We start from the raw sequence: 19305 nt of genomic DNA, 5'->3' as shown, positions 1-19305 counted from the left end.
CCGACCGGGACCGCCGGGCCGTCCGGCCCGGCGCGTCGTTTCGAGGCGGGGCGCTTTTTCGGTGCCTGCCTTGATCCCGTCGCGGTCGCGTGCTTGCATCGCCAGTCTGATCGAAGCCGGCAGATGCGCGCAGGTGACTGTTTCTTTAGGCGGACGCCATTAAATTCGAAGGATGCGTGTGCGCCCCGGACCGGCGCCATGCCCGCGAACGGAGACCGATATGAGCAAGACTGGCGGCAACGACTCGAAGAGCACGCTGTACTGCTCGTTTTGCGGCAAGAGCCAGCACGAGGTCCGCAAGCTGATCGCGGGCCCGACGGTGTTCATCTGCGACGAGTGTGTCGAACTGTGCATGGACATCATCCGCGAGGAATCCAAGTCCTCCCTGGTGAAGTCGCGCGACGGGGTCCCGACCCCGAAGGAGATCCGCCGCGTCCTCGATGACTACGTCATCGGTCAGGATTTCGCGAAGAAGGTCCTCTCGGTCGCGGTCCACAACCACTACAAGCGCCTCGCCCACGCCTCGAAGCACAACGACGTCGAGCTGGCGAAGTCGAACATCATGCTGATCGGGCCGACCGGCTCGGGCAAGACGCTGCTGGCCCAGACCCTGGCCCGCATCCTCGACGTGCCGTTCACCATGGCGGACGCCACCACCCTCACGGAAGCCGGCTACGTCGGCGAGGACGTCGAGAACATCATCCTCAAGCTGCTCCAGGCCTCCGACTACAACGTCGAGCGGGCGCAGCGCGGCATCGTCTACATCGACGAGATCGACAAGATCTCGCGCAAGTCCGACAACCCGTCGATCACCCGTGACGTCTCGGGCGAGGGCGTGCAGCAGGCGCTGCTGAAGATCATGGAGGGCACCGTCGCCTCCGTGCCTCCGCAGGGTGGCCGCAAGCATCCGCAGCAGGAGTTCCTGCAGGTCGACACCACCAACATCCTGTTCATCTGCGGCGGCGCCTTCGCGGGCCTCGAGCGGATCATCTCGGCCCGCGGCAAGGGCACCTCGATCGGCTTCGGCGCGACCGTGCAGGCCCCCGACGACCGTCGCACCGGCGAGATCTTCCGCAACGTCGAGCCCGAGGACCTGCTGAAGTTCGGCCTCATCCCCGAGTTCGTCGGCCGCCTGCCCGTGCTGGCGACCCTCGAGGACCTCGACGAGACCGCCCTGAAGCGCATCCTGCAGGAGCCGAAGAACGCCCTGGTCAAGCAGTACCAGCGCCTGTTCGAGATGGAGAACGTCGACCTGACCTTCCAGGAAGAGGCGCTCTCCATGGTCGCCCGCAAGGCGATCGAGCGGAAGACCGGCGCCCGCGGCCTGCGCTCCATCCTGGAGACCATCCTCCTGGAGACGATGTACGACCTGCCGGGCCTCGAATCCGTCGAGCAGGTCGTGATCGGTCCCGAAGTCGTCGAGGGCAAGGCACGGCCGCTCTACATCCATGGCGACCGCAACAAGGAAGCCCCGGCCAGCGTCAGCGCCTGAGGCCCTTCCGGGTCGCGTCAGGTCTGGGTTGAGCCTCGGGGCGGATGCTTGAAAACATCCGCCCCGATTTCCATCTGAAGCCTCAGCGCGATGGCCGCACGCTCACCCTCTGAGGTGCGGTGTCCCGCCACCAGCCGCACAGTCCAAGACCGTTTTCCAGACTGTCTCACCAAGACTGTTCCACCAAGACACTTCCGACCCCCTCGCGGCCCGGTCGGCCCCTGGCAGGATGCTTGCTCCCTGGGAGGAGTGACTGCCCGGCGTCCATCATGAGGAAGTCCGATATGACTCAATCGAAATCGCGCCAACCCGTCGTTCCGGGCTCGACGGGCTCTTACGCCGTCCTCCCCCTGCGCGACATCGTCGTGTTCCCCCACATCATCGTGCCGCTCTTCGTCGGTCGCGAGAAGTCGATCCGCGCTCTCGAGGAGGCGGTCCGCACCGACCGGCACATCCTGCTGGCGACGCAGATCAACGCCAGCGAGGACGATCCCTCGACGGACGCCATCTACAAGATCGGCACCCTGGCCAGCGTGCTGCAGCTCCTGAAGCTGCCCGACGGCACCGTGAAGGTGCTGGTCGAGGGCGCCGGCCGTGCCAAGATCTCCCGCTTCACCAAGTCCGACACCTATTACGAGGCCGAGGCCGAGACCCTGACCGACGAGCTCGGTGACAGCGTCGAGGCGGAAGCCCTCGCGCGCTCGGTGATCGCCGAGTTCGAGAACTACGTGAAGCTCAACAAGAAGATCTCGCCCGAGGTCGTCTCCGCGGTGACCCAGATCGACGAGCCCTCGAAGCTCGCTGACACCGTCGGCTCGCACCTGGCGGTCAAGATCGCCGACAAGCAGGCGATCCTGGAGATCCCCACGGTGGCGCAGCGCCTCGAGCGCGTGCTGTCGCTGATGGAGAGCGAGATCTCCGTGCTCCAGGTGGAGAAGCGCATCCGGACCCGCGTCAAGCGGCAGATGGAGAAGACCCAGCGCGAGTACTACCTCAACGAGCAGATGAAGGCGATCCAGAAGGAGCTGGGCGACTCCGAGGACGGCAAGGACGAGCTGGCCGAGCTCGAGGAGAAGATCGAGAAGACCAAGTTCACCAAGGAAGCCCGCGACAAGGCGGTGGCGGAGCTCAAGAAGCTGCGCCAGATGTCGCCGATGTCGGCCGAGGCGACCGTGGTGCGCAACTACCTCGACTGGATGCTCGGCATCCCGTGGGGCAAGCGCTCGAAGATCAAGAAGGATCTGCTCGGCGCCCAGGTCATGCTCGACGAGGACCATTTTGGCCTCGACAAAGTTAAGGAGCGGATCGTCGAGTACCTCGCCGTGCAGCAGCGTGCAAACAAGCTCACGGGCCCGATCCTGTGCCTCGTCGGTCCCCCCGGCGTCGGCAAGACCTCGCTCGGCAAGTCCATCGCCAAGGCGACGGGCCGTGAGTTCGTGCGCATGTCCCTCGGCGGCGTGCGCGACGAGGCCGAGATCCGCGGTCACCGCCGGACCTATATCGGTTCGATGCCCGGCAAGATCGTCCAGTCGATGCGCAAGGCGAAGACCTCGAACCCGCTCATCCTGCTCGACGAGATCGACAAGATGGGCATGGACTTCCGGGGTGACCCGTCGGCCGCACTGCTGGAGGTTCTCGACCCGGAGCAGAACGCCACGTTCAACGACCACTACTTGGAGGTGGACTACGATCTCTCGAACGTGATGTTCGTGACGACCGCCAACACGCTGAACATCCCTGCGCCCCTGATGGACCGCATGGAGGTGATCCGCATCGCCGGCTACACCGAGGAAGAGAAGCTCGAGATCGCGCGCAAGCACCTGATCCCGGGCGCCGTGAAGAAGCACGGTCTCGACGCCAAGGAGTGGCAGGTCGACGATTCCGGTCTGTTGATGCTCATCCGCCGCTACACGCGGGAGGCGGGCGTCCGCAACCTGGAGCGTGAGATCTCCAACCTGATCCGCAAGGCGGTGAAGGAGATCCTCATCACCAAGGTGAAGGCCGTCAGCGTCACCGAGGAAAACCTCCCGGTCTTCCTCGGCCCGCCGAAGTTCCGCTACGGCGAGATCGACGAGGAGGATCAGGTCGGTGTGGTCACGGGTCTGGCCTGGACCGAGGTCGGCGGCGAGCTGCTGACGATCGAGGGCGTCATGATGCCTGGAAAGGGCAAGATGACGGTCACGGGCAACCTGCGCGACGTCATGAAGGAGTCGATCTCCGCAGCGGCGAGCTACGTCCGCTCGCGGGCCGTCGACTTCGGCATCGAGCCGCCGCTGTTCGAGCGCCGGGACATCCACGTCCACGTTCCCGAGGGGGCGACCCCGAAGGACGGTCCGTCCGCCGGCATCGGCATGGCGACCGCGATCATCTCGACGCTGACGGGCATCCCGGTGCGCCGCGACGTGGCGATGACGGGCGAGGTCACCCTGCGGGGCCGCGTGCTCCCGATCGGTGGCCTGAAGGAGAAGCTGCTCGCCGCGCTCCGCGGCGGCATCAAGACGGTCCTCATCCCGGAGGAGAATGCCAAGGACATCGCCGAGGTGCCCGACAGCGTGAAGAACGGGATGGAGATCATCCCCGTTTCGCGGATGGATCAAGTGCTCCAGCACGCCCTGGTCCGCGTCCCCGAGGCGATCGAGTGGGAGGAACCTGCTCCGAAGGTCCGCCCGGTCATCGCCGACGAGGATTCCGCGACGGTCATCGCCCATTGAGCGCGATGCGACCCTGACTCGAAGCGACGCCCCGGCAACCCTGCCGGGGCCTTTTTCGTACCCGGACCCGGGGCCCGCCGGGGGAGGGGGTTGCGCCCCCGCCCGCCCTTCCGGTACGAAGCCTCGCATCGCGCGCAAACCTGCGGTGGCTCGGGCGGTTAGCTCAGTTGGTAGAGCGTCTCCTTTACACGGAGAGGGTCGGGGGTTCGAGTCCCTCACCGCCCACCATGCATTGCAACGACTTAGCCGTTTTGATTTTGACGGGCTGGTGGCCGATCCCCGAAAATCCTCGGAAACCCCGATTATGGGACTGATTTTGTCCTCTGAACCGCGTCGTTTTCCGACCCTAGGCGCCACATCGAATTGGCTGAAGCCTTCCGCATCGAGGCCGCTAGCAGCTTCGCCGTGGCCTACGTCTCTTTCTGCCACGGACGAAGAAGGACGGTCGGCGTCGGCGTTCCGGCGAGACGGGATTCGCCCGCTGAAGCGGGACTGGCGGACTCCAAGATCTTCGTTGATTGCGGCCTGAGCGGAGCAACGCGACCTAAGGCCTCGGCTCATCGAGCGTAAGCTTGACGTTCGAGACGTCGACCATAGCCCCCACCGTTCCGGTTAGATCGCATGTTTGCTGATCCGAACCACCGACCGCAGTGACGTCGCTCCATTGGCCATCCGGAATGTTCCGTGCGGTCGGGGTGCCCTGGCTTTCCCAGGCGAACCCGATCGCACCCCAGAGGCCGCCCCAGTCATTGGCTCCGAGGCCTGCTTTCCAGGTTCCTGGCGCACCGACCTTGTCACCTTTGATGCGCAAGGTGACGCGCGTCTTGGTCGACGTGACGGGAAAGGACTGAACGTACGAGCGACCGAGTTTGGAGAGCGATTTGTAGCCGAGCATCATGATCGACGCCGTGCAGTTCGGCAGTCCCGACGAAACCACGTCGAAGGAAAGCGTCGCATCTCGCGCCTCGGGTGTCCCATATCGGAAGCCCACGGCGTCCGCGGCTTGAATGTCCTGGTACAGGAAATTGCCCTGGTTCCCGTAGAACGTGACCTGTTGCCCCTCGATGACGGAGACGCCTGCCGGTGCCCCGGCCGGCGAGACAAGGGCTTGGCTCAGCGTGACGGTCGTATCTGTTTTGCTGACGACGTAGGTGCCGCGCCGGATCCCGTTGTTCGACCTGAATTGAGCGTCGAAGGCGAACTCCACGTTTGCGCCTCTCTGCACGCCAGCCGTGTTGGCGAAGGTCAGCATGGTGCTGCCTGCGGGAGACGCCGCCGACGTGACGAGCTTCGTTTGGCCCTGCTTCGTCGTACCCGATGCGCCGATCGTCCAATGATCGACGATACCCGAGCCGGCTACGACAGCGACATCCAGGACAAGCTTCGTACCCCTGTACGAAGCGATCGTTCCACGCATCGATTTCGAGTGATCGTGGGCCGCAACCGCATTGACCGGGAAACCAGCGGCAAAATTCAAGCCGCGAGCCACGGTGAAGGTTTTGAAGCCGGTTCCGATAGTGACCGGCCCCGAGGCTGCAAAGCCGTTGAGCATCCGGATGGCGGTGCTGCCGTCTGCCCACGTCACGCGCTGCCCGGTTACGTAGGGAGTCAGGGTTACCTGCTGGAAGATCCAGCGCCGAGGTCCGTAGACGCTCAGACCGTCGTTGTGGACGACCTTGGGGACCTGATCACCAACGGCACCATCCGGGTTGACCCACAGATTGCGCGATGCGCTGTCAATCCGACCCTGCCAGGGAAGCTGGTCAGCCTGAGAAGGCGTGCCAAGCAAAATGCCGGTGAACGCAGCAATGATAGTAGGAAGAGCAAGGCGGACCGAGGTGGATGTCATAGGTGGACCTAGCACGAGCGTACGCAGAACCGGAAACAAAGTGAGCGGGACCGCTATGACGGCAGATGACGGGCGTGATAGCCTGTTTTGGGACGGTAGCCGGAAATCGTGTGGATCGAAACTGATCAAGCTTACGCAAGGCTACAGTAATAAAAATTTGGACGACAAAAATGGCAAGTCATATCAATATAAATGACCCGCAGACGATCACTTATCTAAGTGTTAGAGCGTTAATAGCCTCGGAAGAGGATAGTGCAGATAAAAATATATTTATTTTGTCTGACGGTTCGGTGGCCATACTCCATCAAATTGGTGCTAGATCCAGCAACGTTACGCGTGTCAAATTAGAATTGAGTAATGGGGGAAATAGGCGCTGGGGCGCTAAGGCTGTGCGTGACAGCGATTGGATCATAAAAATCCATGACGAATTGCTTCGCCAAGTACCCAATCAACATAAAGGATTTATTGAGGACTAAACGACTCGCGCCGGCGGACCCAATCAGCCGCCGGGCGACCTGCGTATGCGCATTAAGACTTTAAGTTCGCTTGATCAGCTTCATCGTAGAGCGTGCCATGCGGGTAATGACACCGCTGCTTCTAAGGTTGCCTAGAACGCTGGCTGGTGATGCGCCCGCGCCACGAGTGCTGTGCTCTAAATGCGAGAAATGCAGAGCGCGATCTAGATTGTCTGGTTCGTATGAATAAAGCGGCGGCGGCTCGAAAGTAGGCGTTCCAGCACAGATGAGATTGATCTCATCACCTATGCCGCTACTCTCAAAGCAGTAGTGCGCCAAATAATGGGCCCGAGACCTGATCGAGTGAGCTTTAAGTATCTCGCTGCTGACAGCCTTGAGCGCCTCTAGAAATTGGTGGGGATATTTCCACGTTAGAGCGTTTGGATAAACAATATCTCGGCTGCTATGGAACCTTGTAAGGTAATTTTCTGCAATTAGAATGGGGATTCCCGCTCCCATGACTTCGAGCGTAGTTCTTGCGCCGCCAATCGGAAATGACGCGATGAACAGATCGACTTTTTTCTCAATCAGAAGTTCCCACAGATCTTTGACCCATGGGACGTGAACGAACCTCTGCGGGTCAACGCCCTTTTGTGCAAGTTCTGCCTTGATGCTTACCAGGTATCCATTGGGTATATTGCCTACATGGATATGAATTCCCGACCTCACTACAAGCCTATCTACGATCAGGCTTGTATAAGGATATAGATAGAAAGCAGCAAATTTATGAAATGTCGCGCAAGAACACGTAATAAGCTCATCGTTTTCGATAAAAATCGCACCGCTTCGATTGGATAATTTATCTCTGACGACGAGCGGAAGATAGACATTATCCCTGATCAGCTCTTTCTCTCTACAGTTGCAGTATCCAACGTTGTGTGGATCTACGTGGGTGACTCCTTCTAGATGGACGCCAAGGCACATGCTGTAATCAGCATGGTGATAAAATAGGACTTTGGTCTTTTTTAGAAATGGTTGGACCGCTGCAATAATTACCGAGTCTTGGTGATGGTTTAGTAGAAAAATGCGCGCTGGTTCTAGTTGGTCTATTTGTTCAATTATCCACTCTAATTTAGAGACTGCATTACCTTTGGGGCAGGTCAACAAATCAGCGGATGTATCGCCTATTCGCGCCGCGCTGATGTCCTGCTCGGTCATATCGTTGAGATAATCTGTAGCAATTACAGTGCATTCGCTTCCCGGGTGTGCCTTGATGAGATCGGCGATCACCAGAGATGTTCCACCGTATCGGTAAAGCCCTGTACAGATGAACAATACACGATCATTGCGGGCGGCAAACCCAGACTCAATCTTTTTGTCTTTTTCTGCGAAGACAGAGTACGAGGCGCCAATGCGCGCGCATAAAGCATCCAGCTTCGGTGATCCGTTGATGTTGCCGGGCGAAAACTGAGCATGCAGCATGGAGACGACAAAATCTCTGACGGAGTCGAGAGCTGCGGAATAATTATTTTCCACTAGTTTGTCGGTAACATATTGTTCCAAGTTATAGAAGGCTGAGTACATCCCTGACCCTGTTCGTATAATTGGAAGTCGATACCGCTAGCTTGGTAGCAACAATTGTTCCGTGCCAGCCGTCTGTGCTAATTGGCAGGCGGCAGACAACATCGTCAAACAGTAGTGCTTCCACACTCGAGGGAGCGGGAAGCTCGCGGAGTGATAGCAGGGATCAGATGGTGTGTCGCCCGGCCAAGCTCATGACAACCTTGCTGCGAAGACCGGCCAACGCGCGTCGACGTTAGCCTGGAACGACAAAAGCTCCGGGGCCGAAGCTCCGGGGCGCTGTGGACAGCCGTAGATAGCCGGGATCAGCGTGGCTTGAATTGACCATCCTCAAGACGGGCGAGGCGCTCGCCCTCTGCGTCCTCCGCGCGGACAGCCGGGCGACGTGGGCCTGCAGAGCCTCGCGCTCGTCTTGCGTCCATTCCTGCTCGTGAACCCACCGGGGAATTTCGTCGGTCTGCATCCTTGCAACGTCGGAGGTGATACCCGCGATCGGTGTTTCGATCGGCGCTCTCCACGACACGCCGATTGATCCGCGCATCATCAGCATTGCCGTGAAGTAGGAGATGTAGACGGACCACTACGGCTGCGAGCGCTTGTCCACCTTCTCGCCGTGGGAGTTGACCGCTGTGGCTATGCTCTGGACCGTGCCGATGATTCCCTCGACGCGCGTCTCGATTGCGCTGAGCCGCGCGGCTACGTGCCGGCCGTTCCGTGTTCATGTCGGCCCCCAGACCAGAGGCCCGACGGTGTCCGGTCGCGCGGAAGAGGATCAGCGCGCCAAGTCGCGGCGAACGCTGTCGATCCAGTACACGGCACGAGCGCTGCAGGCGGTCTTGGCGTGGTCGAGCGCTTTGGCCTCGCCGATCAACTGCACCGCGTCCCGCTTCGTCAGCGCTCGGTCCGGGATCTGAAGGAAGGACCGGCGTAGGCATCAGGATTTGAGCACGAATAAATGGTGGGTTCGGCGTTGGGATTAGACGGTGCGGTTCAACGAGCCTGTATCCCTTCAGGTGTCAGTGTGAGGGAAGTAGATGGGACGCCTGCCACGGCGCGCCGCGCGCGATACGGAGATCGTTTCTGCGAACGTGCGCACGTTCTCAAGGGACGTGCGGCGCTGGTAAGCGCGCGTCGAAGGTTGTAAATCAGCGCACATCTGATCGACACGGAGAGGGGGGGCGGGGGTTCGCGGCACTCTCCATCCGTCATATGATGCAACGCGGCGATCGCGACCCTGCCCCAACGCTGAGGTGTCCCGTGGCGGATGATGCCGAGATCCAACCGCGGCCGGCCCGGGGATTCCCGCCGCCCTGGATCGTGGTCGAGCGCGACGGCAGCTTCTGCGTCGAGGACGGGGAGGGGTTGGCCGTGGCCTGGACCTACTTCTCCGAGGAAGCCGACGCGCGCACGGCCACGGGCGCGATGACTCGGGAGGAGGCGCAGCGCATCGCCAAGGCAATCGCCATGGTACCGGAGATGCGCACGATCATTCGCTCGCTGCAGGACGGGCTCGCCGAGGCGGATGCCGATGATGCGTAGGGCTGAGCCGCCGCGATCGGCTGGGACCGCGCGATGACCGGGCTCGGCATCGATGGGGTCGAGGCCATCGGCTATCTCGGCACGGCCCTCACCATCACGGCTTCGGCGATGACGACGATGATCCCCCTGCGGATCATCGCCCTCGTGGCCAGTGCGGCCGTGATCACCTACGGGATGCTGATCGGAAGCTGGCCGGTGGTTCTCACCGAGGCGATCCAGATCCCCTTCAACGCCTTCCGCCTCTGGCAGATGATCCGTCTCGTGCGCCAGGTGGAAACGGCGGCGGAGGGCGACCTCTCCCTCGACTGGCTCCGGCCCTTCGGCAGCGCGGTCCGCTTCAGGGCGGGGCAGACGGTTTTCCGCAAGGGGGATGACGCGGGCGAGATGTTCTACGTGGAGAGCGGCAGCTTCCGCATCCCGGAATACGGGATCGCGGTGCGGCCGGACGGGGTCGTCGGCGAACTCGGGCTGCTCTCGCCGGGCAACACCCGCACCGCCTCGCTGGTCTGCGTCGAGGCGGGGCAGGCCCTGCGGATCTCCTATTCGGAGGTCAAGCAGCTCTACTACCAGAATCCGGAATTCGGCTTCTTCTTCCTGAAGCTCACCAGCGAGCGCCTGTTCCAGGGGGCGCAGGAGCAGGCCCAGTCCCGAGCTGCGACGGGACTTGCGGCCCCGACCGGGGCGCTCTGAGGCGTGTCCGACGGCGCCGAGGCGCGCGAATGCCTCAGCCTCCGGCCATGACCAGGGCCCAGTAGCGCTTGTAGCGCGTGCCCGGCGCGTCGACCCGGGCGATGCCGATGCGCCGGAGCTGCGGGATCAGCATGTTCTTGTTGTGCTCGCTCGAGGCTTTCCAGCGCGCCAGCACCTCGTCGAAGGTGGCCGAGCCGGCGCTGAGGTTCTCCGCGGCGTAGCTCCGGCCGAAGCCGGCCTGGGCCATGCGGGAATCGAAGGTGCCGCCGATCTCGTGGCTGAGGCGGCCGGCCTTGGCGTTCGACGCGGCCTGATAGGAGGCGGCCCGGATCAGGCTCGAATCGATCACCACCGGACCGAGTCCGTGCTGGGCCCGGTAGCGCGAGATCGCGGCGGCGGCCGCCTGCTCGTCCAGGATGACGAGGCTGGTGGGCTGGTCGGGGGCGAGGAGAGTCGGCGTGCCGCAGCCGGCCAGCGCCAGCAGGACGGTGAGGCCGAGGGCCGCCGTGCCGAGGCGGAGCGACGGGCGCAGAGGGGCGGAACGGAAAAAGCGCATCGGTGCGGACGGATCTCGAGGCTAGGGCTGTCGGCCCTCCGCCTCGGCATTCCATGCGGCGAAAACGCGGCGGTCTTCACGGGTTCGCTCGCCAGAGGAGTGCCTGTGTCTCCCGGGTCACGGGGCGCTGTCAGATCCGGGTTCCGTGATCGCGGGGCGGTGCGCCGCAGCGCCAAGCCGTAATGCGGAACTCGGGATGGCTGCCGATCCACCGTGCCAGCTGCGGCTGCGCCACGTGCAGGCAGGCCGGGGCGTCCTCGACGTCGAGGGCGAGCTTGCGCGATTCGCAGGTATCCGGCGCGCGGGTGAGGCAGACGGTGAAGTAGAGGAAGAAGACACCCGACATCCGTCGCCCTCCGGCACAGTCCTCGACGAGAGGATAGGGCGCGGAACTGAAAAGACGAGATGGGTGCATCTGGGACGCGATGGCGCGGGCGACGGGACTCGAACCCGCGACCTCCGGCGTGACAGGCCGGCACTCTAACCGACTGAGCTACGCCCGCATCCAATATTCGGGGAAGAAGTGACGTGGCGCGGGCGACGGGACTCGAACCCGCGACCTCCGGCGTGACAGGCCGGCACTCTAACCGACTGAGCTACGCCCGCTTGACGTCCCGCCCCGTTTCCGGCGGTGTCGGGGGTGTAGGTTCAGTGCCGGGGGCTGTCAAGCAATCCCGGAGCGCATTCGGCCGGGAATTTCAGGTCCCGCGCCGGCTTCGAGATGCGGCCCCGAGAACCGGCCCAAGATCCGGCCCCGAGACGCGGCATTGAAACCGCGTCGCTTTTCTGTCATAGCCCCCTCGCGTTGAACCGCCCGGCCGATCGGGCTGCCGTGGCGGTTCGTGCTGCTCCATCAGAAGCATCAACCGAGCGCATCTCTTCGATCCAACCGGATCGGAGCCGCTGCGCGTTCAGGAGAGCCAAATGCCCAAGCTGAAAACCAAGTCGGGCGCGAAGAAGCGCTTCAAGATCACCGGCACCGGCAAGGTCATGTATGCCCAGGCCGGCAAGCGCCACGGGATGATCAAGCGGACGACGAAGCAGATCCGCAACCTGCGCGGCACCACCACCCTGTTCGAGGGCGATGCTGCCAACGTGAAGAAGTACTTCCTGCCCAACAGCCGGTAAGCCTTCACGACGCCGACACTGCTTTTTTCGTAATCCAGGAGAACACCCATGGCCCGCGTCAAGCGCGGCGTGACCAGTCACGCGAAGCACAAGAAAGTCCTCAAGGCCGCCCGTGGTTATTACGGCCGCCGCAAGAATACGATCCGGATCGCCAAGCAGGCGGTCGAGAAGGGCATGCAGTATGCCTACCGCGATCGGAAGAACAAGAAGCGCACGTTCCGCGCCCTCTGGATCCAGCGCCTCAACGCCGCGGTCCGTGAGCATGGCCTGACCTATTCGCGCTTCATCAACGGCCTGTCGAAGTCCGGCATCGAGGTGGACCGCAAGGCCCTCTCCGAGCTCGCCATCCACGAGCCCGCCTCGTTCGCCGCCGTGGTCGAGCTGGCCAAGGCCGCCCTCCCGGCTGCCAAGGCCGCCTGAGTCGGGTTAGCCCGATTCGAGGCTGCCCGAGCCGGGCGCTGTTCTTCACGAAAGGCGCGGCACCCCTGGGGAGCCGCGCCTTTCGTCTTTCTGCCCGACGATCCGGGATTTTCGGCGCCCGACCGCTTGCGTTGCGGCCGGGGACCGGGAAAACCCACGCCCTGAAGCCGATCCCCCGATGCCGATCGAGCCCGCCCGGTCCCGCAAGGGGCCGGCGCCGCAGCCGGTGAGTGGAACCGATGACCGATCTCGACACCCTCGAAGGCGACCTGCTCCGTCAGGTCGCGGACGCCGCCGACGAGGCCGCCCTCGACGCCGTGCGCGTCGCGGCCCTGGGCAAGAAGGGGTCGGTCTCCGAACTCCTGAAGACCCTCGGGGCGATGACGCCCGACGCGCGCAAGGCGCGCGGCCCCCTCATCAACGGCCTGCGCGACCGGGTGCAGGGCGCGCTCACGGCCCGGCGGGACGCCCTGGCGGAGGCGGCCCTCTCCGCCCGCCTCGCGGCCGAGCGCATCGACGTGACCCTGCCGGTGCGCGAGGCGCCGGAGGTGCGCGGCCGCGTCCACCCGATCAGCCAGGTCATGGACGAGATCACGGCGATCTTCGCCGATATGGGCTTCTCGGTGGCCGAAGGGCCCGACATCGAGACCGACGACTACAACTTCACCGCCCTGAACTTCCCGCCCGGCCACCCGGCGCGGGAGATGCACGACACCTTCTTCCTGGCCCCCGACCGCAACGGCCAGCGCAAGGTGCTGCGCACCCACACCTCGCCGGTGCAGATCCGGACGATGCGCGCCCAGCAGCCGCCGATCCGGGTGATCTGCCCGGGCCGGACCTACCGGCACGATTCCGACCAGACCCACACGCCGATGTTCCATCAGGTCGAGGGCCTGGTGATCGACAAAGCGGCCAACATCGCCAACCTGAAATGGGTGCTGGAGGAGTTCTGCCGCAGCTTCTTCGAGGTCGAGGCGGTGAAGATGCGCTTCCGCCCGTCGTTCTTCCCCTTCACCGAGCCCTCGGCGGAGGTGGACATCCAGTGCTCGCGCAAGGGCGGCGAGATCCGCTTCGGCGAGGGCACCGACTGGCTCGAGATCCTCGGCTGCGGCATGGTCCACCCGAACGTGCTGCGCAATTGCGGCCTCGATCCGGACAGCGTGCAGGGCTTCGCCTTCGGCGTCGGCATCGATCGGATCGCGATGCTGAAATACGGCATGCCGGACCTGCGGCCCTTCTTCGAGGCGGACGTGCGCTGGCTGGACCATTACGGCTTCCGGCCCCTCGACATCCCGAGCCTGGTGGCCGGGCTGACGGGCTGATCCCCGGCTTTCGCGCCCCGGCCCCGGCCGGACGAGACCTTTCCTTTCCTGTTCGGCGCCGGCATCCCACCCTCCCGGGAGCCTCGGACGCCAGGGGATTCAAGCGATGAAACTCACCCTCTCCTGGCTCAAGGATCACCTCGACACCGAGGCGTCCCTCGACACCGTGGCCGAGACCCTGACGCGGATCGGGCTCGAGGTCGAAGGCATCGAGGACAAGGCGGCGAGCCTCAAGCCCTTCGTGGTCGCCCACGTGCTCACCGCCGAGCCGCACCCGAACGCCGACCGCCTGCGCGTCTGCACGGTGGAGACGGGCGACGGACAGCCCGTTCAGGTGGTGTGCGGCGCGCCCAACGCCCGCGCCGGGATGAAGACGGTGTTCGCGCCCCCCGGCACCTACGTGCCCGGCCTCGACAAGACCCTGGCGGTGGGCACCATCCGGGGTGTCGAGAGCCTCGGCATGCTGTGCTCGGGCGCCGAGCTCGGCCTCGGTGAGGAGGCCAGCGGCATCCTCGACCTGCCCGCGGACGCGCCCACGGGCCAGGCCTACGCCCTCTACGCCAAGCTCGACGACCCGGTGGTGGAGATCAATCTCACGCCGAACCGGCCCGACTGCACCGCCATCCACGGCATCGCCCGCGACCTCGCGGCGACCGGCCTCGGCGACCTCAAGCGCCCGCCGCAGCCGCCGGTGCGCGGGGAGGGCGCCTGCCCGGTGCCCGTCACCCTCGATTTCGCGGCACCCGACGCGGGCCTCTGCCCCTACTTCACCCTGCGCCTCGTGCGCGGCGTCAAGAACGGCCCCTCGCCGGACTGGATGCAGGCGCGCCTGCGGGCGCTGGGCCTGCGCCCGATCAACGCCCTGGTGGACATCACCAACTACCTGACCTTCGACCGCGGCCGACCCCTCCACGTCTTCGACGCCGCCAAGGTGGCGGGCGGCCTCGTGGTCCGCCGCGCCCGCGACGGCGAGGCCCTGAAGGCCCTCGACGGCAAGACCTATACCCTGACCGGCGACACCGTGGTCATCGCGGACGACAACGGCGTGGAGTCCATCGGCGGCATCATCGGCGGCGAGGCCTCCGGCTGCGATGCCGCGACCACCGACGTGCTGATCGAGTCGGCCCTGTGGGACCCGGTGAACATCGCCCAGTCCGGCCGCCGCCTCGGCGTCATCACCGATGCGCGCTACCGCTTCGAGCGCGGCGTCGACCCGGCCTTCACCCTGCCGGGCCTCGATCTCGCCACCCGCCTCGTGCTGGAGATCTGCGGCGGCAGCCCGAGCGAGCCGGTGATCGTCGGCGAGCCGCCCCAGACCGAGCGGGTCATCGACTTTCCCTGGACCGAGACCCGGCGTCTCGCCGGCATCGAGCTGTCCCGGGCCGAGATGAAGGTCACGCTGGAGGCCCTCGGCTTCCACGTCGCCGGCTCGGGCGACCGGGTGAAGGTGCTCACGCCCTCCTGGCGCCCGGATGTCGAGGGCAAGGCCGACCTCGTCGAGGAGATCGTGCGCATCGCCGGCCTCGACCGCATCGAGCCCAAGCCCCTGCCGCGCATCGAGGCGGCGGTAGGCAAGCCGGTGCTGACCGTGATGCAGAAGCGCACGCGCTTGGCCAAGCGGGCCCTCGCCAGCCGCGGCCTCGTCGAGGCCGTGACCTGGTCGTTCATTCCGCACGAGGATGCGGCGCTGTTCGGCGGCGGCGGCGCCGACCTCGCCCTGGCCAACCCGATCGCCGCCGATCTCTCCGACATGCGCCCGAGCCTCGTGCCGGGCCTGCTGCGCGCCGCCCAGCGCAACGCCGACCGTGGCAGCCCGGACGTCGCCCTGTTCGAGGTCGGCCAGTGCTTCGCCACCGACCAGCCGGAGGGGCAGACCATCCGGGCCGCCGCCATCCGTCGTGGCACCGCGACCCAGGCGGGCGCGGGCCGTCACTGGGACGGGCGCACCGACGGCGTCGACGCCTTCGACGCCAAGGCCGACGCCCTGGCGCTCCTGGCGGCCATGGGTGTCCCCAGCGGCGGCCTCCAGGTCGTGGCCGGCGGGCCGGACTGGCTGCATCCGGGCCGCTCCGGCACCCTGCAGTTCGGGCCGAAGAACCCGGTCGGCTTCTTCGGCGAGGTCCATCCCCGCGTGATGAAGGCCCTCGACCTCAAGGGCCAACTCGTCGCCTTCGAGATCACCCTCGATGCGGTGCCGCTGCCGAAGTACCGTCCGACCAAGGTCAAGCCGGCGCTGGCCCTCTCCGACTTCCAGCCGATCTCCCGCGACTTCGCCTTCGTGGTCGGCCGCGACGTGGCGGCCGGGGACGTGGTGAAGGCGGCCCAGGCCGCCGAGCGCAAGCTCATCACCGGGATCGACGTGTTCGACATCTACGAGGGCGTCGGCATCCCCGAGGGCGCGAAGTCGGTGGCGATCGCGGTCCGGCTCCAGCCGGTGGACCGGACCCTGACCGACGCGGAGATCGAGGCGGTCAGCGCCCGGATCGTCGCCGAGGTCGCGCGCAAGACCGGGGCGACCCTTCGCTCCTGACAGAAGAGACCCCCCATGCTCGATCCGGATCTCGTTGCCGCCCTCTCGGCCGCCAAGTACCTCCCGGTGCCCGAGATGCGCGCGGCCCTGGCGGAGCCGGATCGCATCGCCGACGCGGTCCTCGCGGTCCTCGATCGGGCCGCCCGGGAGCCTGACCTCGAGGAGGCTGAGGCCGACCTCCTGTTCTGGGGGCTGCACGTCCTCGCGGCGGCCCGGGACACCCGGGTCTACCGGCCGCTGATCCGGCTGCTCGCCCTGGACGGCGAGACCCTCGATGACCTCCTCGGCGACGCGGTGACGACGACCCTGACCCGGATGCTCGTCAGCGTCTTCGACGGGGACGCCGCCCCCCTCGGCGCCCTGCTGGTCGACAGCACGGTCGACGACGCCGTGCGGAACGAAGCCTTCGCCGCCCTGGCCTACCTGACCCAGACCGGCCGCATCCCGCCCCGGGAGACCCACGACCTCCTGGTCCGCTTCGACGACAAGCGGGCCGCCGTCGAGGGGGACCTGGCCTGGGCCGGCTGGGAGGAGGCGATCGCCCTCCTCGGCCTGCGCGACCTGGGGGACCGCGTGCTCGCCGCCCGCCGGGACGGCCGGCTCACCCCGTCGAACAGCGACCCGACCTGGTTTCCCCGGGCCCTGCGCGAGGCGGAGGCGGAGGGCGACGACCTCGCCCGCTTCGATCCCCAGCGCTTCGCTCCCCTGGAGGATCCCCTGGCGGACCTCGCCTGGACGGCGGAGGGCTTCGGCCAGCCGGTGCGCAATCCCTGGAAGAACGTCGGCCGCAACGACCCATGCCCCTGCGGCAGCGGCAAGAAATTCAAGAAGTGCTGTCTCGACAAGGCCGTCGCCTGAGGGGACCGCGCCGCGTCGATCGTCGCCCTGCGACGACCCGGCATTCCGGCGGGCGCTCAGACGCGGAGAGCTCCGATCTCACCACGGACCTTGGGGCCCGACTTGGTTAATTCCCCGCGCGCGCAATGCTCGCATGGTCAGGTCCCATTTTAATCCCTGCCGGACCGAACAAAATACCAGCATAGCCCCGTGCGATTCAGGGCTTTCAGCCTTGGCCGGCCCCTTGTGCAGGGCAGCGTGACCGAACATATTTCGCCGTGAGGCGCCGCTTGGCGCCAAGAGGTCCTGTGCGTGAGCCTCCTTCCGAAACCACACGCTGAGAGAGCGTCCAAGGGAAACTCCCATGGCATTCGATAACAGCCCCTTCCGGTATGGCGCCCAGCCGACCGGGTATGCCGGCAGCCAGGTCGAGATCGACCAGGGCCTGCGTACCTTCATGCTCGGCGTCTACAACAACATGGTCATCGGCCTCGGGATCTCCGGTCTCGTCGCGCTCGGCCTCAACATGGCCGCCGTCGCGCAGACGGCGACCGGTCGCGTCGCCCTGACGCCCTTCGGCCAGCTACTCTACACCAGCCCGCTGAAGTGGGTCGTCATGCTGGCGCCGCTCGCCTTCATCTTCATCTTCTCGATGCGGATGGACCGGATGTCCGCGTCCTCGGCGCGCATGACCTTCTTCGCCTTCGCGGCGGTGATGGGCGCCTCGATGTCCTCGCTGCTGCTCGTGTTCACGGGCGCGAGCGTGGTGCGGGTGTTCTTCATCACGGCGGCGACCTTCGGCGGTCTCAGCCTCTACGGCTACAGCACCAAGCGTAGCCTGTCGGGCATGGGCTCGTTCCTGGTCATGGGCCTGATCGGCCTGATCATCGCCTCGCTGGTGAACATCTTCCTCGCCTCTTCGGCGCTGCAGTTCGCGATCTCGGTGATCGGCGTGCTGATCTTCGCAGGCCTCACCGCCTACGACACGCAGAAGCTCAAGGAGATGTTCCTCTACAGCGGCGCCGATGCCGAGGGTGCGGCCAAGCTGTCTGTGAACGGCGCCCTGACCCTGTACCTGGACTTCATCAACATGTTCCAGATGCTGCTCTCGCTCCTCGGCGACCGCCGCTAAGCGAACCCAGTCTCTCGGACGCGTGACGCGAAGGCCCCGGCGGATCACCGCCGGGGCCTTTTTGCTGGGTTGAGCATCGGGAGGCGAAACATCGCGTTCGGCGGTTTCGCGCGGCTTCGGGGCGGGACGGTGGACTTATCCGTCGACCGCGACCGGAGGCGCGCCCGAGGCTTGATCCTGTGCGCGCCGGCCCCGTTTCCCCGAACGCTGCTCGGGCCGAAGCCGCGGCGGGGCAGCCAGGCCATGACGGATCCCCTAATCCGGAATGCCGGAAGACTGCGCGGGTCGCCGCTCCCGGCAGGCGAGGAGACCTCGCGCTTCCGGCGTCGATCCTCGGGGCGATCTCTCCGAGCCCATTCACGCGGCGGTGCGGTCAGACCGCCCGTAGCGGCGGCTCCAGGACGGCCAGGACTCGGGCCAGGTCGGTGCCGCGCTTCATCACGAGGCCGGAGGCCGCGACCACGGCGTAGGCGCCCTGGCGCCGGGCGAGCTTGGGGTCCTTCTCGACCCGGTACAGGGGCATTTCCGAGCTGCGCCGGTAGATCGAGAACACCGCCTTGTCGCGCCGGAAATCGAGGGCGTAGTCGCGCCACTCGCCCTGCGATACCATCCGTCCGTAGAGATTGAAGAGGACGCGCAGCTCGGCGCGGTCGAAGGCGATCTGGGGCTGGACCGGCGCGGTCGGGAAGGGGATGACCCGGGCAGCCGCCTCGGGCAATCGCGAATCAGCACCGGTTCTCTCGCTCATCGTCACTCCTGCTGCGGACCGATCCTTCATCATGGTGCCGGGCTTTCCCGGCCGCAAGGGCGGCGATTCGCGCCGGCGCGGGGAAACACATCATCACGATTTCGCCGCCATAAGGCCCAGCGTCGGCCTTGATGAGGCGCGACACCTGTGGCCGAAACTTCGTCGATCCCGTCCCGACGCGGCGTCCGATCTCCACGGCTCCCCAGCTTTTCGGACGGTGCCCGGTTCGGCGGGACCGACACTCCAGAGGTTTCGAGACCCAAGGACTTCAGGCCGCCTCTTCGGAGCGCGGCCCTTTTTTTGGCAGGCGCCGCG

General features: G+C 65.3%; 17 protein-coding genes and 3 tRNA genes. 13 read left to right on the top strand and 7 right to left on the bottom strand.

Annotated features, from left to right (window positions below; genetic code table 11):
• Positions 1 to 220: 220 nt before the first annotated feature.
• The 3 genes from clpX to ASF58_RS17715 all read left to right on the top strand — a co-directional run bounded on the left by clpX (position 221) and on the right by ASF58_RS17715 (position 4431).
• A complete protein-coding gene (clpX, locus tag ASF58_RS17725; RefSeq protein WP_055955375.1) occupies positions 221 to 1492 on the top strand; it encodes an ATP-dependent Clp protease ATP-binding subunit ClpX in 1272 nt (423 codons plus the stop codon).
• A 284-nt stretch (positions 1493 to 1776) separates the two neighbouring features.
• Entirely contained in the window at positions 1777 to 4203 is a 2427-nt protein-coding gene (gene lon / locus ASF58_RS17720; protein ID WP_055955371.1) for an endopeptidase La, read from the top strand.
• 152 nt (positions 4204 to 4355) lie between these two features.
• A tRNA-Val gene (locus ASF58_RS17715) sits at positions 4356 to 4431 on the top strand.
• 316 nt (positions 4432 to 4747) lie between these two features.
• Here the strand turns inward: ASF58_RS17715 and ASF58_RS17710 are convergent.
• Entirely contained in the window at positions 4748 to 6052 is a 1305-nt protein-coding gene (locus ASF58_RS17710; protein WP_156375770.1) for a hypothetical protein, read from the bottom strand.
• Positions 6053 to 6222: 170 nt separating this feature from the next.
• On the opposite strand from ASF58_RS17710, the gene ASF58_RS26155 reads away from it, so the two are divergent.
• A complete protein-coding gene (locus tag ASF58_RS26155; protein ID WP_156375769.1) occupies positions 6223 to 6528 on the top strand; it encodes a hypothetical protein in 306 nt (101 codons plus the stop codon).
• A gap of 60 nt (positions 6529 to 6588) precedes the next feature.
• Here ASF58_RS26155 and ASF58_RS26150 read toward each other — a convergent pair whose 3' ends face one another.
• A complete protein-coding gene (locus ASF58_RS26150; protein ID WP_156375768.1) occupies positions 6589 to 8091 on the bottom strand; it encodes a hypothetical protein in 1503 nt (500 codons plus the stop codon).
• A 593-nt stretch (positions 8092 to 8684) separates the two neighbouring features.
• Here ASF58_RS26150 and ASF58_RS17700 point away from each other — a divergent pair.
• The 3 genes from ASF58_RS17700 to ASF58_RS17690 all read left to right on the top strand — a co-directional run bounded on the left by ASF58_RS17700 (position 8685) and on the right by ASF58_RS17690 (position 10317).
• Positions 8685 to 9002 carry a hypothetical protein gene (locus ASF58_RS17700; protein ID WP_055955361.1) on the top strand — a complete coding sequence of 106 codons (318 nt, stop codon included), beginning with the start codon at positions 8685 to 8687 and terminating at the stop codon, positions 9000 to 9002.
• 343 nt (positions 9003 to 9345) lie between these two features.
• Complete coding sequence (locus tag ASF58_RS17695) at positions 9346 to 9627, top strand: hypothetical protein (RefSeq protein ID WP_244477375.1); 282 nt, start codon at positions 9346 to 9348, stop codon at positions 9625 to 9627.
• A gap of 48 nt (positions 9628 to 9675) precedes the next feature.
• Positions 9676 to 10317: a cyclic nucleotide-binding domain-containing protein gene (locus ASF58_RS17690; RefSeq protein ID WP_055955499.1), complete on the top strand. Its 642-nt coding sequence runs from the start codon at positions 9676 to 9678 to the stop codon at positions 10315 to 10317.
• Positions 10318 to 10351: 34 nt separating this feature from the next.
• On the opposite strand, the gene ASF58_RS17685 is transcribed toward ASF58_RS17690, so the two are convergent.
• The 4 genes from ASF58_RS17685 to ASF58_RS17670 all read right to left on the bottom strand — a co-directional run bounded on the left by ASF58_RS17685 (position 10352) and on the right by ASF58_RS17670 (position 11479).
• The gene (locus ASF58_RS17685) at positions 10352 to 10873 is read right to left on the bottom strand and encodes a CAP domain-containing protein (RefSeq protein WP_055955358.1); all 522 of its coding nucleotides are present in this window, start codon (positions 10871 to 10873) and stop codon (positions 10352 to 10354) included.
• Positions 10874 to 11003: 130 nt separating this feature from the next.
• Positions 11004 to 11219 carry a hypothetical protein gene (locus tag ASF58_RS17680; RefSeq protein WP_055955355.1) on the bottom strand — a complete coding sequence of 72 codons (216 nt, stop codon included), beginning with the start codon at positions 11217 to 11219 and terminating at the stop codon, positions 11004 to 11006.
• A gap of 80 nt (positions 11220 to 11299) precedes the next feature.
• Positions 11300 to 11376 (bottom strand) — tRNA-Asp (locus tag ASF58_RS17675).
• A gap of 26 nt (positions 11377 to 11402) precedes the next feature.
• Positions 11403 to 11479 (bottom strand) — tRNA-Asp (locus ASF58_RS17670).
• A gap of 318 nt (positions 11480 to 11797) precedes the next feature.
• On the opposite strand from ASF58_RS17670, the gene rpmI reads away from it, so the two are divergent.
• The 6 genes from rpmI (at position 11798) to ASF58_RS17640 (ending at position 18242) form a co-directional block, all read left to right on the top strand.
• Complete coding sequence (rpmI, locus tag ASF58_RS17665) at positions 11798 to 12001, top strand: 50S ribosomal protein L35 (protein ID WP_018044555.1); 204 nt, start codon at positions 11798 to 11800, stop codon at positions 11999 to 12001.
• 48 nt (positions 12002 to 12049) lie between these two features.
• The gene (rplT, locus tag ASF58_RS17660) at positions 12050 to 12421 is read left to right on the top strand and encodes a 50S ribosomal protein L20 (RefSeq protein ID WP_055955353.1); all 372 of its coding nucleotides are present in this window, start codon (positions 12050 to 12052) and stop codon (positions 12419 to 12421) included.
• Positions 12422 to 12660: 239 nt separating this feature from the next.
• Positions 12661 to 13743 (top strand): phenylalanine--tRNA ligase subunit alpha, encoded by a 1083-nt coding sequence (gene pheS, locus ASF58_RS17655; RefSeq protein WP_055955349.1) that lies wholly within the window; start codon positions 12661 to 12663, stop codon positions 13741 to 13743.
• A gap of 106 nt (positions 13744 to 13849) precedes the next feature.
• Entirely contained in the window at positions 13850 to 16273 is a 2424-nt protein-coding gene (pheT, locus tag ASF58_RS17650; RefSeq protein WP_055955346.1) for a phenylalanine--tRNA ligase subunit beta, read from the top strand.
• Positions 16274 to 16288: 15 nt separating this feature from the next.
• A complete protein-coding gene (locus ASF58_RS17645; RefSeq protein WP_055955344.1) occupies positions 16289 to 17131 on the top strand; it encodes a DUF1186 domain-containing protein in 843 nt (280 codons plus the stop codon).
• A gap of 343 nt (positions 17132 to 17474) precedes the next feature.
• On the top strand, positions 17475 to 18242 hold the full coding sequence (locus tag ASF58_RS17640) for a Bax inhibitor-1/YccA family protein (protein ID WP_055955341.1): 768 nt from the start codon (positions 17475 to 17477) through the stop codon (positions 18240 to 18242).
• A 373-nt stretch (positions 18243 to 18615) separates the two neighbouring features.
• Here ASF58_RS17640 and ASF58_RS17635 read toward each other — a convergent pair whose 3' ends face one another.
• Complete coding sequence (locus tag ASF58_RS17635; protein ID WP_055955339.1) at positions 18616 to 18990, bottom strand: DUF2794 domain-containing protein; 375 nt, start codon at positions 18988 to 18990, stop codon at positions 18616 to 18618.
• Between the last annotated feature and the right edge of the window lie 315 nt (positions 18991 to 19305).

The organism is Methylobacterium sp. Leaf125, from assembly GCF_001423085.1.
Taxonomy (GTDB): Bacteria; Pseudomonadota; Alphaproteobacteria; order Rhizobiales; family Beijerinckiaceae; genus Methylobacterium.
This window is presented reverse-complemented; position numbering and strand designations above follow the sequence as displayed.

Bases quoted from the DNA above. Each gene is read 5' to 3' on its own strand.
- clpX (WP_055955375.1), top strand. From the start codon at position 221: ATGAGCAAGACTGGCGGCAACGACTCGAAGAGCACGCTGTACTGCTCG.
- lon (WP_055955371.1), top strand. From the start codon at position 1,777: ATGACTCAATCGAAATCGCGCCAACCCGTCGTTCCGGGCTCGACGGGC.
- ASF58_RS17710 (WP_156375770.1), bottom strand. From the start codon at position 6,052: ATGACATCCACCTCGGTCCGCCTTGCTCTTCCTACTATCATTGCTGCG.
- ASF58_RS26155 (WP_156375769.1), top strand. From the start codon at position 6,223: ATGGCAAGTCATATCAATATAAATGACCCGCAGACGATCACTTATCTA.
- ASF58_RS26150 (WP_156375768.1), bottom strand. From the start codon at position 8,091: ATGTACTCAGCCTTCTATAACTTGGAACAATATGTTACCGACAAACTA.
- ASF58_RS17685 (WP_055955358.1), bottom strand. From the start codon at position 10,873: ATGCGCTTTTTCCGTTCCGCCCCTCTGCGCCCGTCGCTCCGCCTCGGC.
- ASF58_RS17680 (WP_055955355.1), bottom strand. From the start codon at position 11,219: ATGTCGGGTGTCTTCTTCCTCTACTTCACCGTCTGCCTCACCCGCGCG.
- rpmI (WP_018044555.1), top strand. From the start codon at position 11,798: ATGCCCAAGCTGAAAACCAAGTCGGGCGCGAAGAAGCGCTTCAAGATC.
- rplT (WP_055955353.1), top strand. From the start codon at position 12,050: ATGGCCCGCGTCAAGCGCGGCGTGACCAGTCACGCGAAGCACAAGAAA.
- pheS (WP_055955349.1), top strand. From the start codon at position 12,661: ATGACCGATCTCGACACCCTCGAAGGCGACCTGCTCCGTCAGGTCGCG.
- pheT (WP_055955346.1), top strand. From the start codon at position 13,850: ATGAAACTCACCCTCTCCTGGCTCAAGGATCACCTCGACACCGAGGCG.
- ASF58_RS17645 (WP_055955344.1), top strand. From the start codon at position 16,289: ATGCTCGATCCGGATCTCGTTGCCGCCCTCTCGGCCGCCAAGTACCTC.
- ASF58_RS17640 (WP_055955341.1), top strand. From the start codon at position 17,475: ATGGCATTCGATAACAGCCCCTTCCGGTATGGCGCCCAGCCGACCGGG.
- ASF58_RS17635 (WP_055955339.1), bottom strand. From the start codon at position 18,990: ATGAGCGAGAGAACCGGTGCTGATTCGCGATTGCCCGAGGCGGCTGCC.